The sequence below is a fragment of the Rhodohalobacter sp. SW132 genome (genome assembly GCF_003390325.1).
Taxonomy (GTDB): Bacteria; Bacteroidota; Rhodothermia; order Balneolales; family Balneolaceae; genus SW132.
The window spans coordinates 252,215-271,685 of record NZ_QUOK01000002.1; the positions used below are offsets into that span (position 1 = coordinate 252,215).

Sequence of the window (19,471 nt, forward strand, 5' to 3'; positions counted from 1 at the left end):
TGCTTACAGTAATTCTTTTATCCTCATGCGGAGTGGCGAACCAACAGCGTGCGCCTCAACAGAGCGCAACAGATTCAGGCCAGCGTTCGAGTATATTGGGTGCCCTTGAAGAAGCTCACCGGGAGTGGCAGGGAACGCCGTACATTCTCGGCGGAAGCGGTATAAACGGCGTAGATTGCTCCTCTTTTACTCAAATTATTTTCAGAGATTACCTGGGTAAAACACTTCCCAGAAATACCCGCGCCCAGCTGCAGGAGGGGAACAGCGTGCGGCGAAATCAAATTCAGCCGGGTGATCTGATTTTTTTCAGAACCGGTCGCGATCTGCTGCATGTGGGAATCGCAATGGAGAACGGAAGATTTTTACACGCTTCGGTCTCCTCCGGCGTGATGATCTCCCGGCTTGATCAAAACTACTGGGCTTCACGATATCTTGCTACAAGGCGACTGTTCTGAAGGTTGATTTCGTAAATCTTCTCACACTATTTGGACGCCTTCGGTTGAACGCCTTCGGATAGAGTTCTGTTTAGATAGTTGAACAAACGATAATCCAATTCATCATAATCCCATGAGTACCGAAAAGAAAAAAGATCTCAGAACATATACATCTGACCTGCTTGCACTCGAAAAACATTTTATGAATGCGATAAAAAAGCAGAAAGCGTCCGATAAGGTAAAGGACGATCGTGTTATTGAATTGATGCACGAGCTTGACAAGATGGTCTCCACCCATGTGAAATCCCTCGAACGGCACGTAGACAGACTTGGCGGCGAGATGAAATCCGATATCAAATCAAAAATTGCATCGTTTACCGGCTCGGTCGCTGGCCTGATGGATAGCGTACGCAGTGATACGGTTTCAAAGATGATGCGAGATGATTACACCGCCCTTTCTATGATTACAATCGGTTATACCATGCTGCATACCCACGCGCTGGCGGAAGAGGATGAGCTGCTGGCAGATTTGACCACGGAGCACATGACAAGGTGCACCAGTTTGATTACCGAAATCAGCAAAGTGGTGCCGCTCGTTGTGGCTTCTGAAATGATTGAGGATGAAAAACGTGCGGAGATAATCGGTCAGAAAGCGCTTGAAAATACGCAGGCAGCCTGGAAACCGGATGTCGTAAACAGGGAGCCTGAGATCGTCTGATTTGTTGCTGAATAAATAATTTCTAAGAAAAAGTCGGGCAGGAAAAGTACCGGCTTTTTCTTTTTTTAAATACCTGAGTTCTATTCATAATATATTTCATTTATTCGGTATCAAGTCTCCCCTAAAAAGGGGAGATTTAGAGGGGTGTTCATCGGTTTATTCACAGGTCTGATGGACATCCCCCTCAATCCCCCTTTTCTAAGGGGGACTTTTTCATCCCTAATTCAAGAATAGAACTCAGGTTAAAACCTATTCCATGGAAAAGTGTCGGGTGCAGAAGCAACGAACTCCTGTTTCTCTTTCAGTGTGGGGTGCTCTAGCCTGAATTTGTGTGCGTGAAGGGCAATATCAGAATCAGACGTACGTCCATATTTTCGATCGCCGTGAACCGGGGTGCCGATTTCAGCGAATTGTACGCGTATCTGATGCGCTCGTCCGGTTTCAAGGTTTATACTCACAAGTGCCATTCTTTCGTTTCTCCCTACAGTTTGAAATGAGAGTTTTGCCGCTTTGCTGTTCTTCCGGGGCGAGGATACAACCTGTGTGATGTTCTTTTTTTTGTCTTTCAACAGGTGATGCTCCAGCACACCATTTGGAGGAGGATCACCATCCAGCACGGCGAGATACGACTTTTTGACTTTACGGGCTCGTATCTGCTCGCTGATTCGTGAGGCTGCTTTGGATGTTTTAGCAAACACCATCACACCGCTGACCGGCTGATCCAGTCTATGAAGCAGACCCAGAAATACGTTGCCCGGCTTATCATACTTTTTTTTGATGTACTCTTTACAGAGATTCAGCAAGTCCGGACGCCCGGTATGATCCTCCTGCGAAAGCACGCCGGCCGGTTTGTTCACTACGAGCAGATGATTGTCTTCGAACAAAATCGGAATATCAGGTTGGGTGCCGGTTGTTTCCATTATGGATAAGATCTTGAAGTATTCTTAGTGTTTCGGTTTGATATCAGACTGATAATGCGTCTTTGATAATCGATAAAGATTGAGTCTCCGGATGAGCCATCTATGTTTCAAATGTTGATTCATCAGAAGACTATTTACCCAAAAACTCATCTGATTACTGCCCTGTATTGCATAAGTGCCACTACGCAAATAGCTGCAGCTGCATCAAATCAAACAATATAAAAGTTTTTCCCGAGGATACGGTTTGCTATTTTTGTGAAAATTGAAAGTTGCTTGTATGTCTATTACCGTTCAGGAAAAAGTTGATCATCTGCCGCTGAGTCCCGGTGTCTACCAGTTTAAAGACAGCCGCGGGAACCATCTTTATGTCGGAAAAGCAAAAAAGCTGCGGAATCGTGTGCGATCCTATTTCCAGGAATCCCGCCATCATGACGGACGCCTGAAGGTGATGATCTCTAAGATTGATGATGTGGAGGTCATCGTTACCGATTCCGAAGCAGAAGCATTGATTCTCGAAAATAACCTCATCAAAAAGCATCAGCCGCGATACAACATCATGTATCGTGATGATAAATCCTATCCCTACATCTGCGTAACGCGCGGACGAAAACCGAGGGTTTATCCAACCCGAACCGTCGTTCGTGACGGCAGTAAATATTTTGGCCCGTACGATCACGTGGGTCACATGCGACGCATGCTCGAAACCATCCGGAAGACATTCAATCTCTGCACATGCGCTGTCTCTCCAAAAATGATCGATCCTTCAAGAGGCACTCCAAAATGGCACTCCTGTTTTGATGATTACCTTGAAAACTGTTCGGGAGACTGGGATGAGGAGACATATCAAACCATAATGCAGAAGGTTGAGCGGCTGCTGACCGGGAAAACGGAGGACCTGATCCGTGAAATCAAAGAAGAGATGCAGATCGCTTCGGATGCGCTTGCATTTGAGGAAGCTGCCAGACTTCGCGACAGCATGGAATCTCTTGTGAAATACAATCAGAAAATGAAGATTGTAGATAACAAACAGGTGAACCGCGATATATTTGCCATAGAAGTGGATGACGAGCTGCAGGAAGCGTGCGGCGTACTTTTTAAGGTAAGAGAGGGAAAACTGATCGGGAAATTTCACCGTTTTTTGAAAAACATATCTGAATCCTCAAGAGACATGATGATTCAATCATTCGTGGAGGATTACTACACAGGTCAGTTTGCCGGGGCAATTCCGGATGAAGTATATATCAGCGAAGAGATGGAAGATTCCGAACCTCTGGCCGAATATTTGTGGGAACAGCATCAGAAAAAAGTGCCGATTCATGTGCCGAAAATCGGGGAGAAGAAGCACCTGATTAACATGGCGATTTCAAATGCCAAGCTGAACCTCGGGCAGAGAAAACTGGAAAAGCAGAAGTATGAAAAGGAGCGGATCCCGCAGTCGGTTAAAGACCTGAAAGAGTATCTCCACCTGCAGCGGCTGCCTCGACGGATTGAGTGCTTTGATAATTCCAACACCCAGGGAACCGACCCGGTCGCTTCGATGGTCAGTTTTGTGGATGCAAAGCCAAGAAAAAGCGAATACAAACGATTTAAAATTAGAACCGTAACCGGGGCCGATGATTTCGCATCGATGAAAGAGATTGTGATGCGTCGCTATAAACGGGTAAAACGGGAAAAACTGCAGCCTCCTGATTTAATTTTGATCGACGGCGGAAAAGGCCAGCTAAATGCGGCGGTAGAAGGTTTGAGGGAAATTGGGTTTGAAGACGCATGCGAAGTTGCGGGGATCGCAAAACGGATGGAGGAGATTTTTGTGCCGGGAAAGGCAGACCCTTATATGATTCCCAAAACATCATCAGCCCTCAAACTGCTGCAGCGGGCACGGGATGAAGCGCACCGGTTTGCCATCAACTACCACCGGGATAAACGCACAAAAAGGACAATCAAAACGGAATTGACAGAAATAGACGGAATCGGTGAAAAAACGGCTACAGAACTTATTAAAATCTTTGGATCAGTAAAGAAAGTAAAACAGGCGGAAGAGCAGCAGATTAGGGATGCTATAGGAGAAAAGAAGGGGAGTGCAGTCTATTCATTTTTCCGTGATCGGGGGTAACTATTTTTCCTGTGAGCGGTTTTAGGCAACAAATTTTCTTGAAATCATAGTAGATTTGCACACCCTATATCTCTATTTATATATGATAATACCCAAAATGGCTAAGAAAGTTGTATCCACTTAAAGAAATAACTTTCTATATTTGTCCTTTTTGCTCAAATGATCGTTATTGAACAGTATACCACTCACTTGAACTACCATTGATGAAAGTTACACTTAAAGACATATCAGAAAACACGGGGTTTTCCGTATCTACAATTTCAAGGGCTATTCGAAATAAAGGAAGAATATCAGATAAAAATCGCAAAAAGATTATCACCAGTGCTCAAAAACTGGGCTACCCGCTGCCGGAAAAACGAACAAGGGAAACTGAAAGCGGCAAGCCAAATTTTGCGCTGGTTACACATTTCAGAACCGGCGAATTTTACGCGTCATTCTTTGTAGGCTTTGCAGAAGCGGCTCAAAAAAAAGGGCTTCGGGTTGGGCTATTTGATGTAAGGCCTGATCTTCAGGAGATAGAGGAACTGTTTAAAGATCTGAAAGGGCTGGGGTATGCGGGTGCAGTACTGTTTATACCGGAGCTTAAAGATTTTGAGTACAAAGAAATTTTAGAAAATACTTCGGTTGATTTTCCTATCATCTCTTGTTCCCAGATTGATAACTCCGTGCTGGATACGGTGACCTTTGATGCCTACCAGGGTGCGGTGATGGTGGCAAAACATTTTTATGAGCAGGGGTACCGTTCCTTCGGAATTATCGAAGGACCCTATGAAACTCCAGAAGCGAGATTTCGAACCAACGGCTTTACAGATTATTTGAAAAGCGTTCCGGATGCTGAAAAATTGTGGGAATTCCGTGGCGATTATACTCATGAGTCCGGTATTCGCGCATTCGATGATTTTATACAGCTAAACAAAAAACCACGCGCTATTTTTGGAGCGAACGATGCAATGGTTCTGGGTTTTATAGAATCGCTGCGAAAAGCCAATCTTCAGATTCCGGATGATGTAGCCATTGCCGGTTATGACAACCTTCCGATTTGTGAATATCACTATCCCAAAATTACATCCGTAAAAACAGATTATTCTTTATTAGCAGAGAATACGTTCGACAACCTGATTTCCCGGCTCGGATCACCCGATAAACACCAGGGGATCGTTAGCCTCGTGCCTGTATCACTTGAAGTCAGAGACTCTTCACTTCACTATTCAGAGAATAAAGTTGCACAGTCCTGATACAGGATTTTATCTGCAATTTGAATCAGTTATAACCCTCTGCCTTTCTATGATTTTATGGACCTGGACTTTCATATTAACATGGAAATGACGCTCTGCTTAGATTTTATGTGGTATCATAGATGTAGATATGGTGTCGTTTGTCTTCCTTTTTATTCTTGAGATATAAAGGTAAAATGGGATTCAACAGAGAATCGAGAATTCCATGAGTAAATAGTGTCAAATCTACGGCTTAGGTGGAAGATCCCGGCTTCCAGTTGTTATTTAGCCTTAATGAGCACTATATAGCGGAATTCCGAATATATATTTGCAATTGAGCAAAGATGGGCAACAAAGAGAAAAAATTGCTCTTTTCTTTTTTTTATTTGTTCTGATTAAATATATTCCGCTATAAATAAATGTGGAGCTTTATCTCGTGGTGATTTTAAAAAGCGCTTTTAGCTTTAAGGCAACTCAGACAAGTTTTGTTTAGATTTATTATCATAAATATTGCTACTTAAAACAATACATAAGTAGTAGTTATTCTTCTGCAAGCTTACACATTCAAATTTCATTAACTTTTTTAACCGGATTTGCTCTCGATGTTAAAGACATTCTACAATTTTGAAGGTAAGCTTGTTCTTGTTACAGGTGGCGGCAGTGGTTTAGGTCTCGGAATTTCAAAGATCTTCATTGAAGCCGGAGCTTCGGTTGTGATTACAGGCAGGGGAGAGGAAAAACTGAAAAAAGCATGCAATGCAATGGGGGAATCGGCCTCATATATTGTTAATGATATCACTGAACTTGATTCACTGCCCGGACTTGTTGAAAAAATTGAGTCAGAAATTGCCCCTATCGATATTTTAGTGAATAACGCGGGAATTAATCTTAAAAAACATACCCGTGATGTTAGCGATAAAGAGTTTAATGACATTATTCAAACCAACCTTAACGGACTTTTTTCTCTTTCCAGAGAAGTAGCGTCCAGGATGATGAAACGGGAAAGTGGAGTTATCCTGAATATAACCTCTATGGCAGCGATTTACGGAATCCCGCAAGTCACGGCCTACACCGCTTCCAAAACCGGGCTTCTTGGATTGACCCGCGCACTCGCTGTTGATCTCTCTCCGCACGGAATTCGGGTAAATGCAATTGCTCCCGGTTTTATTGATTCCCCGATGTTGCGTAAAGCGTTCGATTCTGATCCCGACCGCGCAAATCGAGTTCTTGAACGTACTCCCATGAAAAAGCTGGGAGAACCTGAAGATATTGCCACTGCAGCCCTTTTTCTGACTTCAGATGCAGCAAAATTTATTACCGGTGTAAATTTACCGGTTGATGGTGGTAACTCAATCGGTTTTTAAACCTGAATTTCACAAATGAATTTCATGACAAAATTAAAACATAGTACAATTCTTCTTTTAGCATTCATCCTGTTTTCCGGAACCGATGTTTTCGGTCAGGATGGATACAGAATGTGGCTCAAATACGACAAAATTAGCGATGATCAGCTGCTTGAACAGTATCGCAGCCAGATTCATCAAATTCAGATAGCTACTGATACGCCTACACTGGAAGCTGCCGAAAAAGAACTCCTCGATGGGTTAAGCGGTCTTCTTGATACAGAAATCGAAAACCGTTCCGAACTGAACCGCAGCTCCGTGGTTGCAGGAACACCGGCTAACTCAGAAACAATTGCAGCCCTTGGGCTCGAGGACGATCTCCGGCAGCTGGGTGATGAAGGATATTTAATCCGCCATACCGAACACAATGGAAATGCACATATCATCATCGCGGCGAATGAAGATATTGGAGTCCTGTATGGTGTTTTTGGCTTATTACGAAAAATACAAACGAACACCGGTCTGGATGGAATTTCTTATGAAACCGCACCGAAGGTTCAGTTTCGGGTAGTTAACCACTGGGATAATCTTGACCGCCTCGTGGAAAGGGGATATGCGGGTCTTTCATTGTGGGAATGGGGCACACTGCCGGAATACAAACATCCCCGCTACATCGATTATGCACGAATCAACGCTTCTATTGGAATCAACGCTGCAGCCATTAACAACGTAAATGCAGATCCGCTAATCCTGACAGACCAGTTTCTTGAGAAAGTTGAAGTACTGGCCGATATTTTTCGCCCGTACGGCATCCAGATGTTTCTGTCGATTAACTTTCACTCACCCGTTCGGATTGGAGGTTTGGATACGGCCGATCCGCTTGATCCCGGCGTTATCGAATTTTGGGCTGATAAAGCGGATGAAATTTATGAGCGTATCCCCGATTTCGGCGGATTTCTGGTAAAAGCGGATTCAGAAGGTCAACCCGGACCACACGGTTACGGTCGGGATCACGCTCAGGGCGCAAATGTTTTGGCAGATGCTCTTGAGCCGCACGGCGGAGTTGTTTTCTGGAGAGCATTCGTTTATGACCCCGAGCAGGATGACCGGTTCCGGGAAGCGTATGATGAATTTGTGCCGCTTGATGGAAAATTTAAAGACAACGTCATTCTCCAGGTGAAAAACGGTCCGATTGACTTTCAGCCAAGAGAACCTTTTTCCCCTCTATTTGGCGCACTGCCAGAAACCAATACGATGATTGAGCTGCAGGTCACTCAGGAGTATTTCGGTTTTAATCTGCACCTTGCCTACCAGGGGCCGCTCTTTACCGAAGTTTTGAATGAAGATACGTACGCGAAGGGTGAGGGCTCAACCGTAGCTAAAGTTGTGGATGGATCGGTTTTCGACTACGAACTGACCGGAATGGCAGGAGTGATCAATCCGGGAACCGACCGAAACTGGACCGGACACCCGTTTGTGCAGTCGAGCTGGTACGCTTATGGGCGACTCGCGTGGGATCACACACTGTCAGCAGAAGAAATCGCCGATGAGTGGATCCGGATGACATTCACAAACAACAACGAGTTCATCGATCCGGTTACGGAAATCATGATGGAATCCCGTGAAGCCGGGGTGAACTATCGAAATCCGCTGGGTCTTACTCACCTCTATGCCCAGGGGCATCACTACGGACCCGCTCCGTGGCATTCAGAATCATCCCGTCCGGACTGGACTTCTGCATACTACCATAAAGCGGATGATTACGGCATTGGTTTTGACCGTACCGAAACCGGGTCAAACGCAGTAGAGCAGTATCATGAACCGGTAGCCAGCGTCTTCCGGGACTTGGACAAGATTCCTGAAGATTACCTGCTTTGGTTTCACCACGTCAGCTGGGATCATGAAATGGAATCCGGCCGAACCCTTTGGGAAGAGCTCGTTCACAAATATTACGAAGGTGTTGAGCAAGTTCGGTGGATGCAGGAACAATGGAATGAGATGGAAGGACTGATCGATGATGAACGATTTGAACATGTAAAAGCTCTGTTGAAAATACAGGAGAGAGACGCTGTCCGATGGAGAGATTCATGTGTGCTCTATTTCCAGACACATTCGGGGATGGAGATACCAGAGCAATATGAACAGCCCGAGCACGATCTGCAGCACTACATCGATCTTGAGCATATTATTTACGTGCCGGACCCATGGTACAACTAACCGATAGAATTGATGAATAATCAGAAAGAAGAAATTAATAACGAATAATAAAATGGCTACACAATCTAACCTACGCCCGGTATCTGAAGCAAAATTTAAAGATTCTGATCTTTCACCGGATGAGAGAACTGACGATCTGCTATCGTTAATGACTCTGGAGGAGAAAATTGCACAACTGATGTGCGTTTGGAATCAAAAGGCTGATACTCTTCTTGACAAGGATGGCAAATTTGATGAAAAAAAGGCAAATGATTCGTATAAACACGGCAATGGCCTTGGTCAGGTAGGGCGCCCGAATGATTCCGGCGGAGGTACTACGGCCCGGGAAATGGCTGAACTGACCAATCGAATCCAGAAATTTTTTATTGAAAACTCACGTCTTGGTATCCCGGTCATTTTTCATGAAGAGTGCCTTCACGGACTTGCAGCTAAAGACAGTACAAGTTTTTCGCAGCCGATTGGCCTTGCTGGAACATTCAATCCCGATCTGATTGAAAAACTTTATGCAATGACCGCTGAAGAAACCCGTGTAAGAGGCGGACACCAGGCGCTGACTCCGGTACTTGATGTAGCCCGTGATCCGCGCTGGGGCCGTGTTGAAGAGACATTTGGCGAAGACCCTTACCTGATTACACAAATGGGTTTATCCGCAGTGAAAGGTTTCCAGGGCGATGCCTCATTTAATAATAGAAAACATGTGCTGGCTACGCTTAAACACTTTGCAGCCCATGGGGATCCGGAATCCGGCATGAACTGTGCACCGGTGAATGTATCGGAACGGGTGCTTCGTGAAGTCTTTCTGCCGCCGTTCAAAGAGGTGCTGCAAAAAGCTGAAGCGATCAGCGTGATGGCATCTTACAACGAAATTGATGGTGTTCCGTCTCATGCCAATAAGTGGCTTCTACGCGATGTGCTGCGCGAAGAGTGGGGCTTTGAAGGATTTGTAGTATCCGATTATTATGCGATTTGGGAGCTGAATGATCGCCCCGATACACACGGCCATTTTGTGGCAAAAGATAAGAAGCAGGCGGCTGAACTTGCGGTTAAAGCCGGTGTAAACATGGAATTTCCTGAGCCGGACTGCTATCTCTTTCTGAAAGAACTTGTGGAAGAAGGCAGCGTGGATGAGTCCCTGATAGATGGACTTGTTCGTCCGATGCTCTACTGGAAATTCAGGCTCGGACTTTTCGAGGATCCATATGTAGATCCGGATGAAGCGGACCGAATCTGCGGATCGAAAGAAAATGCAGAACTGGCTTATGAGGCAGCGAAGGAGACCATCACCCTTCTGAAAAACGAAAATAAAACACTGCCGATAAATCTCGACGAGGTGAATAAAATCGCCGTTATCGGCCCAAATGCAGACAGAAGTCTTCTGGGCGGATACAGCGGTGTGCCGAAAAAAGAGATCTCCGTACTGGAAGGCATTCGTGAGAAAGTTGGCGACAAAGCTGAAATTCTCTACAGTGAAGGGTGCAAAATTACCGTTGGCGGTTCATGGAATGAAGATGCCGTGGTGCTGCCTGATGAGGAAGACGATCTGAAATCGATTGCTGAAGCGGTAAAAGTTGCTGAAGAGGCAGATGTGATTGTACTCGCCATCGGAGGCAATGAGCAGACATCCCGTGAATCGTGGGATATCCGCCACATGGGGGATCGCACAGACATAACCCTGTTCGGCAGGCAGGAAGAACTGATCAAAGAGATGATCAAAACCGGAAAGCCGGTCATTGCATTTCTGTTTAACGGACGTCCGCTCGCTACAAATTATCTGAGCGAAAATGCCAGTGCAATATTTGAATGCTGGTACCTCGGCCAGGAGACCGGCCGGGCTGTTGCGGATGTTCTGGTGGGAGATTACAATCCCGGCGGAAAACTGCCGATCACCATTCCAAGATCTGTAGGACACATTCCTGCGTATTACAATCACAAGCCATCCGACAGGCGCGGTTTTCTGCATGACGTGGTAACACCGCTCTATCCTTTCGGATTCGGCCTCAGCTATACGGAATTCAAAATTGGCAACATCAGCCTGAAAGATTCCACAATCGAAGCGTACAATTCTACTACGGTTTCATGTGAAGTTTCAAACACCGGGGATCGCGAGGGATCAGAAGTGGTTCAGCTCTACATCCGGGATCTGGTCAGCACGGCAACCCGGCCAGTTAAAGAGCTGAAGGGTTTTGAGAAAGTCTGGCTAAAACCGGGTGAAACCAAAACCGTTGAGTTTCAGATCAAACCGGATTCACTGGCATTTCATGACATTAACATGGAATATGTTGTTGAACCGGGCGAATTTGAGCTCATGATCGGAACATCTTCACAGGATGAAGATCTGTCAAAAGTTACGCTCGAAGTTGTATAAAAAAGGGCAAATAAAATCGCAAACAGAATTAACACTAACTCAATCATACAAATCCATTGAACAACTCAGGTGATAACGGGGTGAAGCTTGAACGGCCAAGGTTAACGTTCAAAGAAAAAGTCGGGTACGGTCTTGGGGATATGGCATCGAATCTGTATTTCCAGACCTTTGTTCTGTTCCTGCCCATTTTCTATACAGATGTTTTCGGAATTCCTGCCGCTGCTATGGGAACCATGATGCTGGTTACGCGTGTGTGGGATGCCGTTACCGATCCGGTCATGGGAATGATCGCGGACAGAACTCAGACGCGATGGGGTAAATTTCGCCCCTATATCATCAGTTTTGCTATACCGCTTGCGGTTGGCGGGGTGCTCGTATTTTCGACCCCTGACCTGGGCGACTCAGGTAAGCTGATCTACGCTTATGCAACGTACATGCTGCTGATGATGCTCTACACCGCTATCAACGTGCCGTATTCTGCGCTGATGGGTGTGATCACTCCAAACTCAATGGAGCGTACCGAAGTCTCCTCATTCCGATTTGTGGCAGCCTTCGGTGGTCAGGTTATTGTAGGTGCTGCCACACTTGGCCTGGTTGAATATCTTGGCGGCGGGGATGAAACGCTCGGCTGGCAGATGACAATGGTAGCATATGGTGCGCTTGCTGTGGCGCTGTTGTTCGCAACTTTTTATCTCACTAAAGAGAGAGTATCTCCCAAGAAAGAGGTTCGAAACAAACCATCGGCTGATCTCAAAGATCTGTTTATGAACAAACCGTGGGTACTGGTCGGATTAGCTACGCTTTTCCAGCTTACCTACATAGTAATGAGGGGCTCATCAACTACGTACTATTTCCGCTATTTTGTTGGCGACCAGCAGTTAAATCTGCTGGGCTGGAATATTGACCTGACATATGCGCTGTTTACCTCCTCCTTTATCACAGCCGGTACGATTGCAACACTTATTGGTGCGGTTCTTACGAAATACTTCACCAAGCTGCTTGATAAGAAATTCGTCTACTCCGGCTTTCTGCTCTCAAGTGCAGCGTTTTCATGCGCCTTTTTCTTTCTTGAACCAGATAACGTTGTGCTGATGTACGTACTAAATGTTCTGGTATCGTTCTTCTTTGGATCGGTTTCCGTACTTCAGTGGGCCATTTACACTGATGCAGCCGATTATGGGGAGTGGAAATTCGGCAGAAGGGCGACAGCACTCATCATGGCTGCATCCCTCTTTATGCTGAAGCTTGGCTTAACATTTGGAGGGGCAATTACCGGATGGATGCTTGAGTTTCATAACTTTGTACCGCTTGCGGAGCAGAGCGAATACACCATCACCGGAATTAAGCTTCTTATGAGTGTTTACCCTGCGATATTTGGCTTTATCGGCGGCGCCATCATGCTGTTTTATCCGCTGAGGGATGTTACTATGGTGAAAATCGAAGAGGATCTACTCGCACGAAAAGAGAAAGCAGGACAGGAATCATAATTAGTTATCATAAATCTAAACATAATTTCATGAAATCTATTTTATTTACATCTATTCTACTTCTTTTGATTGGGTGCGGATCCGACAGAGATCAATATCAGCAGGAGCAAACTGAAGAACAAACTTTGAGAAGCGCCTTTGAGGGATCCTTCCTGATCGGTACGATTCTGAACCATCGGCAGATTTTTGGACAAGATCAGCGAGGTCAGGATTTGGCTGTGCGGGAATTCAATGCCGTAACTGCTGAGAATGTAATGAAGTGGGAGAATATCCATCCCGAACCTGGAGTGTATGATTTCGATGCTGCTGATACAATGATTGATATCGCAGAAGAGAACGGTATGTTTGTGGTTGGGCATACACTTGTGTGGCACAGTCAGACACCTGATTGGGTTTTTTATGATGACGAAGGTGAACTTCTCAGTCGTGAAGCTCTTTTGGAACGGATGAAAGATCACATCGAGACCGTCGTTGGCCGCTATAAAGGGCGTGTTCATGGATGGGACGTGGTAAATGAAGCGATTGTGGATGATGGCACTATGCGGGACACCTACTGGTACCGAATTATAGGTGAAGACTTTCTTGTAAAAGCATTTGAGTATGCGCACGCAGTAGACCCCGAAGCCGAGCTCTACTATAATGATTACTCCCTGGAAATTCCGTCGAAGCGGGAAGGGGCAATTCGCCTGGTTGAATATCTCCAGGAAAATGACGCACCTATTACCGGTATAGGTACGCAGGGTCACTTTATGCTCGATTTTCCCGATCTTGAAGAAATCGAAAAAACGATCACTGATTTCGCCGCACTTGGTATCGATGTGATGGTAACTGAGCTGGACATCGATGTATTACCGCCAGCATTTGATTACATGGGCGCTGACGTTTCGGCATCAGCAGAAATGCGGGAAGAACTAAATCCCTATCCCGACGCACTTCCCGATTCCGTACAGCAGCAGCTCACCGACCGCTACCGGGACATATTTGAAATCTACCTGCGTCACAGTGACGATATCACCCGCGTAACATTCTGGGGCGTGACCGATGGAGATTCCTGGAAAAATAACTGGCCGGTCAGTGGACGAACAAACTATCCGCTGATATTTGACCGGAACTGGGAGCCGAAACCGGCTTATCACGCAATCATCGAACTGGCTGAAGAACACCGTTGATTATTTAGTTTTTGAAATGTCGGCATCTGAAGCCAGATCATACAGGATGAGAACTTTCACATATCAGATTATCATAAATAAAAATTGAACAAGCATATATAATTGCGAGTAATGATAGCTGCAGCTTTGCATTTTGGTATCCAGGAGCAAATGCTGCATAGTGAATTGACGGACGAGATCTTTCCTCACGCCTACACATTTAATGACGGATATATGTATCCCGGAGATGAGCCCGGCCTTGGGGTGGACATCGATGAAAAGAAAGCGAAAAATTATCAGTATGAACGAGCTCGTCTTCCGGTTAATCGTAAAGAAGACGGTACGCTCTTTAACGGGTAATGGGGCGCATCGATTTTCGTTTGTGGTAAGAATCACTGCCCAGATTTAATTCAAACAAAACAGTGTCCTTTCCATGATGAATAAACGATCTGCTGCTTTCCTGTTTCTCTTCCTTTTTTTGGCACTTCCGGTTTTTGCACAAGTATCGCTTCCTCAGCTTGTGTCGGACGGTATGGTGCTGCAGCGTGATGCCGAAGTGAAAATCTGGGGGTGGGCATCAGCTGATGAAGATGTGACTGTACATTTTTTGGGAGAGTCTCATCAAACCAGGGCTGACGGTGAGGGAGAATGGGAAATTACCCTGGCCAGACTGGAAGCCGGTGGCCCGCACGAAATGAAAATCGAAGCGTCAAACACGGTTACCATCGAAGATATTCTGATTGGCGATGTGTGGGTTGCATCGGGTCAATCGAATATTGAATTGCCGATGCGAAGGGTGGCTCCGCTGTACCAGGATGTGATTGATTCAGCAGACTATCCGGAAATCCGGTATTTCGAAGTTCCGAAACGGTATAATTTCAAAACCGAAGAGACAGATCTGATTTCGGGTCACTGGCAGCGAGCCACACCGGAGAGTGTTCAGGAGTTCTCAGCCGTGTCTCTGTTTTTTGCGAAATCGATACAGCAGCGGTATGATGTTCCGGTTGGCATCATTCTTTCCGGTCTGGGAGGATCCCCGGCTGAAGCGTGGATCAGTGAGAATGCTTTGAAAGATTTCCCGGATCATTATGAGGAAGCACAACGATTTAAAGATGATGAGCTGATTGCCGATATCGAAAGAGAGGATCAGCAGAGATCGGATGCGTGGCATGATGAGTTGAATCAAACCGACACCGGACTCAGTGACCCGAATAACACATGGCACGAGCCGGATATCAATACGGAAGAGTGGGGAAGTATGACGATTCCCGGATACTGGGCCGATACGGAAACAGGAGCAATAAACGGATCCGTTTGGTTTCAAAAAAAGCTTACTCTGGATGGTGACTGGGCCCGTAATTCAGCAAAACTGGAGCTCGGTGTTATCGTGGATGCTGATTCGGTTTTTGTAAACGGCACCTTTGTTGGAAATACGACCTATCAATATCCGCCGCGATGGTATGATGTTCCGCAGGGAGTACTTACCGAAGGTGAAAATACGATATCGGTTCGTGTGATCAATCAAAGCGGCAAGGGCGGATTCATCCCCGATAAACCGTATGAACTCACCACAGAAACAGATACCGTGGATCTGAAGGGAGAGTGGAAGTACAAAGTAGGTGCAGAGATGGATCCATTGCCCGGTCAGACATTTGTCCGCTGGAAACCTGTGGGTCTCTTTAACGCGATGATTTCTCCGCTTTTAAAAACCTCCATCAAAGGAGTGATCTGGTACCAGGGTGAATCAAACACCGGCCGGCCTGATGAGTACCGCGAACTTTTTCCCGCATTGATCAACGACTGGCGACAGCAGTGGGGTATTGGCGATTTTCCGTTTCTGTATGTACAGCTTGCCAATTTTATGGAGCCGAAAGATCATCCTTCCGAAAGCAACTGGGCAGAGCTAAGGGATGCACAGCTTCAAACACTATCACTGCCCAATACGGGAATGGCGGTAGCCATTGATATCGGTGAGTGGAATGACATCCATCCTCTCAATAAAAAAGATGTGGGAGAACGGCTCGCCGCATCAGCATTTCATCTGGCTTATGGCGAAGATGTTGTACACTCCGGACCAATAGCTTCCAAACTAAATACGTTTGGCGGGGAGAACGAATTGGCTGTATCCTTTGAACACACCGGCAGCGGGATGCAGGTGAAAGGGGAGGTTCTTCATGAATTTGCCATAGCGGGAAGTGATGGCAAATTCTTTCCGGCTGATGCACGAATTGAGGGAGAAAGAGTCATTGTGCAGAGCGGTGAAGTGCCTGATCCGAAAATCGTTCGCTACGCCTGGGCTGATAACCCAGTGAATGCCAACCTGTATAACAAGGAGGGTTTTCCTGCAACCCCGTTCCAGCTTACCATTGAAAAGAATTGAACATAGTTGAAGAAATCACTAAAAAGTGTGGTACTTACACTAATAAAGTTTGCGCAAAAAGTAATATTATTGCGCAAAAAGTCGATCTCAAAATATACAAGAAGATATAAATGAAAGTGTGATATTCAGCAGTCTGATTGGGTGATTATATTTCTAAATACCTGTTAATTATATATTTGAAGAATATATAGAAGCGCTTTTATTTTTCTTGTGTTCATAAAGGCTGTTTGGTAAATTGAAATAGAGCTGAAGAAAAGGAGGTTCAAAATTGAGCAAAAGTCATTTCAGATGTCCCACTTTTTTCGACAGTGCATTAAGGTTAACACCAGGGAAGGCGGAATTGCTCAAAAAGAGATACTACACTTAATGTGTTCTTCAGAATTCTGAATTAACTCATTGAGACACACGCTAAACCTTAACTTAGAATACAACCTATATGAAAATAAAAAATACTATTGAGACTGGTTTATTCACACTTATGTTTCTGTTGGTTTTTTCCACAGGAGTATTTGCGCAAACGGTTATCAATCAGAATGGAGATTTTTCCGATGCTACGGAAGGTCAGACCGAAGAGATAACCAACTGGCTGCTTGAAGGCACAGAATTTGCTGATTTTGAAGTAGTTACTGATCCTGATAATGGTGACAATAAACTACTTCGAGCAACGATCACCGACATCGATGGAGTGGAGAACCCCTGGGATATTCAACCACTTCATGTAAATGTACAATTAGAAGAGAATGGTGAGTATATCATTACTGCCCGTATACGCTACGATAATGCCGGAGGAGGTACCGCAGGTGCGGTGAGTGTTGATGCAGAGGGTGATTTACCGGCTGTGTACGAACGGGATATCTCTGGTGGTGAGTGGGAAGTGATTGAGCTGGATTCGTTTACCGCGACTGAGGATGCAACTATACAGGTTGGTATTCACCTGGGTGCAGACTCACATGCAAATGATGATATTCTCTATATTGATTATCTGAGAGTCGAAAAAGTTGAGGGCGATGATAATGGTGACACGGATCCGGTATCTCCGCCTTCTACGGATGAAATTGTTTGGAATTTCGATAATCCGGATGATTTGAACGGCTGGGTAAATGGAACAAACTCATCACAAACGCTGGAATCCAGTGATGATAATACCCAGGGTGAAGCATCTCTTCACTGGACATATACTGTAGATCCAAGCGAGGACTGGGGAGGAAGCGCTGACATCGAGCTAATGATGGAAGGTGAGATGCTCACAGATCTTTCAGGTTATGATGGCATGTCGCTGGATTATAAAGTACTGGAACCCGTATCACCAGCCAACGGTGGTGCTTCTTTCAATGTCATAATTTTCGTTGAAAGCGGGGAAGAAGGTGAAGCTGTAGAGGAATGGCACCACACGGTTTCAGGCCTGCTTGACGATGAGAGCGGCGAATGGCAAACAGCTGAAATGCTATTCGAAGATTTTGCGATTCCAGGCTGGCAGGATACCCATGATGGTGTTCTTTATGAAGACCAAATCCAAAAAATCCAGATACAGGTGATTGTAGGAAGTGACGGATCTGAAGTTACAGGTGAACTCTTGCTTGACAACCTTTTGCCTTATACAACACCTTTGCCCATTCCGGAGCCGCCACACGAAATCGGTGATATCATCAACTATAATGGAAGTTTCCAGCTCTCTGAGCTTGGTGAGAATGAACCGGCAGCCTGGTCAGTTACTGCGCATGACGATTCTATTGTAGAAGTTGTAGATGATGCAGCTGATGATGACGAACGTGCACTATCCTTTACTGTGAATTGGACAGGAAACACAAACTGGTACGAAAATGAAGTTGTGAATGAACCCATTCATGTAGTGGAAGGTGATGAATATAACATTTCCGTATGGCTGAAAGCTGATTCTGATGAGCGGGTTGCAGGTTTCTATATGGGTATGCCAGAAAGTGGCGGCTGGGAACGTGCACGGGGTTGGGATACTCCGGTGCTGAGCCTCACAGATGAGTGGCAGGAATTTTCGTTCACTCATACCGCCACTGCAAATAATGAGACTCACGGAATGCGAGTTGGTATTGAGTTAAATACCGAAGAGAATGACGGTGGTACGATTTATATCGATAATGTTCAGGTTGAAAAAGTGGATGCCGTATCAAATGAGGCGATAGAGCAGCCATTATCATTTGAACTCAACCAGAACTATCCCAATCCGTTCAACCCGACGACAAGTATCACATATACTCTGCCACAGTCAGCTGATGTACGGCTCGATGTATTTAACGTTCTCGGTCAGCGGGTAATGACGCTGGTGGACACACATCAAAGTGCTGGTGCAAAGCAGGTAACTTTTGATGCAAGCAATTTATCATCCGGTGTTTACCTCTACAGAATTCAGGCCGGCGATTTTGTTCAGTCCCGGCGAATGACATTAATTAAGTAAAATTTCAAAACCGATTATTTAAGAAAGTACCGTCTATAAAACAGGCGGTACTTTTTTTTACGAATAAATGTGTCTTTCTCAAAAAGTTATTACTGATGATTATCGAGATATCCGCTTGAATAGTAATACCAGCCATCAGGGCTTTTCTCATTAGGCCTGGAGATTTGGAATAGGTTCATGTGCAAATTTTGATTTGAATCCCGAAAAAGAAAGAAGTGTAGAATGACCAAATGAGGTTTCTGAATATTCGATTTTCTCTGGATCAATCAATAATGCAGAAGTCAATCATCCGATATCTTATTCATACAACACAACACAATCATCAGAGTTTAGCAATTGAGCAATAAATACATCTATTTGCGCAATTTCCTTAGCGCAATAAATTAAAAAGTTCATTTAATTTACTTTCACTTCCTTGTAAATATAGTAGTAAAAATTCTATAAGTAATTGATAATTAGTTAATTAATAAATTTATAGAAGCGCTTCTAATTTTCTTGGATTGATAGCCTTCGTTTACTAAATTGCGCTATATACCTAATAGAAAAGGGTCAAAATTGAGCAAAAGCTTGTCTTTATGTTTTTTAGGGAAAATATTTCTGAGGTATATCCCTAAAGCAGTTCAGTCCAATTTAGCCCGTAAAAGGAAAAAATACTGCCGTTCAATCACAGCAGAAATAACCTTTAGGTAACACCCTTAAATACT

At 45.0% G+C, this 19,471-nt stretch carries 12 protein-coding genes and 1 pseudogene; 12 read left to right on the forward strand and 1 reads right to left on the reverse strand.

Translation table 11 applies throughout. The annotated features are described in order from the left end of the window. Nucleotides 1-32: 32 nt before the first annotated feature. Together DYD21_RS05740 and DYD21_RS05745 are read left to right on the forward strand one after the other, a co-directional pair. Nucleotides 33-455 carry a C40 family peptidase gene (locus DYD21_RS05740; protein WP_158551431.1) on the forward strand — a complete coding sequence of 141 codons (423 nt, stop codon included), beginning with the start codon at nucleotides 33-35 and terminating at the stop codon, nucleotides 453-455. 112 nt (nucleotides 456-567) lie between these two features. Further along, nucleotides 568-1,152 carry a hypothetical protein gene (locus DYD21_RS05745; protein WP_116033957.1) on the forward strand — a complete coding sequence of 195 codons (585 nt, stop codon included), beginning with the start codon at nucleotides 568-570 and terminating at the stop codon, nucleotides 1,150-1,152. Nucleotides 1,153-1,394: 242 nt separating this feature from the next. On the opposite strand, the gene DYD21_RS05750 is transcribed toward DYD21_RS05745, so the two are convergent. Further along, a complete protein-coding gene (locus DYD21_RS05750) occupies nucleotides 1,395-2,072 on the reverse strand; it encodes an RluA family pseudouridine synthase (RefSeq protein WP_116033959.1) in 678 nt (225 codons plus the stop codon). 277 nt (nucleotides 2,073-2,349) lie between these two features. Here DYD21_RS05750 and uvrC point away from each other — a divergent pair, with 277 nt between their 5' ends. The 10 genes and pseudogenes from uvrC (at nucleotide 2,350) to DYD21_RS05800 (ending at nucleotide 18,767) form a co-directional block, all read left to right on the forward strand. Further along, nucleotides 2,350-4,185, forward strand: a complete 1,836-nt coding sequence (uvrC, locus tag DYD21_RS05755; protein ID WP_116033961.1) for an excinuclease ABC subunit UvrC — start codon at nucleotides 2,350-2,352, stop codon at nucleotides 4,183-4,185. A gap of 203 nt (nucleotides 4,186-4,388) precedes the next feature. Continuing rightward, nucleotides 4,389-5,420 carry a LacI family DNA-binding transcriptional regulator gene (locus DYD21_RS05760; RefSeq protein WP_116033964.1) on the forward strand — a complete coding sequence of 344 codons (1,032 nt, stop codon included), beginning with the start codon at nucleotides 4,389-4,391 and terminating at the stop codon, nucleotides 5,418-5,420. 581 nt (nucleotides 5,421-6,001) lie between these two features. Further along, the gene (locus DYD21_RS05765) at nucleotides 6,002-6,763 is read left to right on the forward strand and encodes an SDR family NAD(P)-dependent oxidoreductase (protein WP_116033967.1); all 762 of its coding nucleotides are present in this window, start codon (nucleotides 6,002-6,004) and stop codon (nucleotides 6,761-6,763) included. Between the two features lie 24 nt (nucleotides 6,764-6,787). Then, nucleotides 6,788-8,959, forward strand: a complete 2,172-nt coding sequence (locus DYD21_RS05770) for an alpha-glucuronidase family glycosyl hydrolase (RefSeq protein ID WP_116034587.1) — start codon at nucleotides 6,788-6,790, stop codon at nucleotides 8,957-8,959. A 52-nt stretch (nucleotides 8,960-9,011) separates the two neighbouring features. Continuing rightward, complete coding sequence (locus tag DYD21_RS05775; protein WP_116033969.1) at nucleotides 9,012-11,324, forward strand: glycoside hydrolase family 3 N-terminal domain-containing protein; 2,313 nt, start codon at nucleotides 9,012-9,014, stop codon at nucleotides 11,322-11,324. 56 nt (nucleotides 11,325-11,380) lie between these two features. After that, a complete protein-coding gene (locus DYD21_RS05780; RefSeq protein ID WP_199535471.1) occupies nucleotides 11,381-12,811 on the forward strand; it encodes an MFS transporter in 1,431 nt (476 codons plus the stop codon). A 29-nt stretch (nucleotides 12,812-12,840) separates the two neighbouring features. Beyond that, nucleotides 12,841-13,980 carry an endo-1,4-beta-xylanase gene (locus DYD21_RS05785; RefSeq protein ID WP_116033972.1) on the forward strand — a complete coding sequence of 380 codons (1,140 nt, stop codon included), beginning with the start codon at nucleotides 12,841-12,843 and terminating at the stop codon, nucleotides 13,978-13,980. A 108-nt stretch (nucleotides 13,981-14,088) separates the two neighbouring features. Further along, a pseudogene (locus DYD21_RS05790) lies at nucleotides 14,089-14,319 on the forward strand (bifunctional D-altronate/D-mannonate dehydratase); the annotation flags it as partial. 76 nt (nucleotides 14,320-14,395) lie between these two features. Beyond that, nucleotides 14,396-16,339, forward strand: coding sequence for a sialate O-acetylesterase (locus tag DYD21_RS05795; RefSeq protein ID WP_199535473.1), 1,944 nt, complete (start codon nucleotides 14,396-14,398; stop codon nucleotides 16,337-16,339). Nucleotides 16,340-16,775: 436 nt separating this feature from the next. Continuing rightward, a complete protein-coding gene (locus DYD21_RS05800; protein WP_116033974.1) occupies nucleotides 16,776-18,767 on the forward strand; it encodes a T9SS type A sorting domain-containing protein in 1,992 nt (663 codons plus the stop codon). The last annotated feature ends 704 nt before the right edge of the window (nucleotides 18,768-19,471 follow it).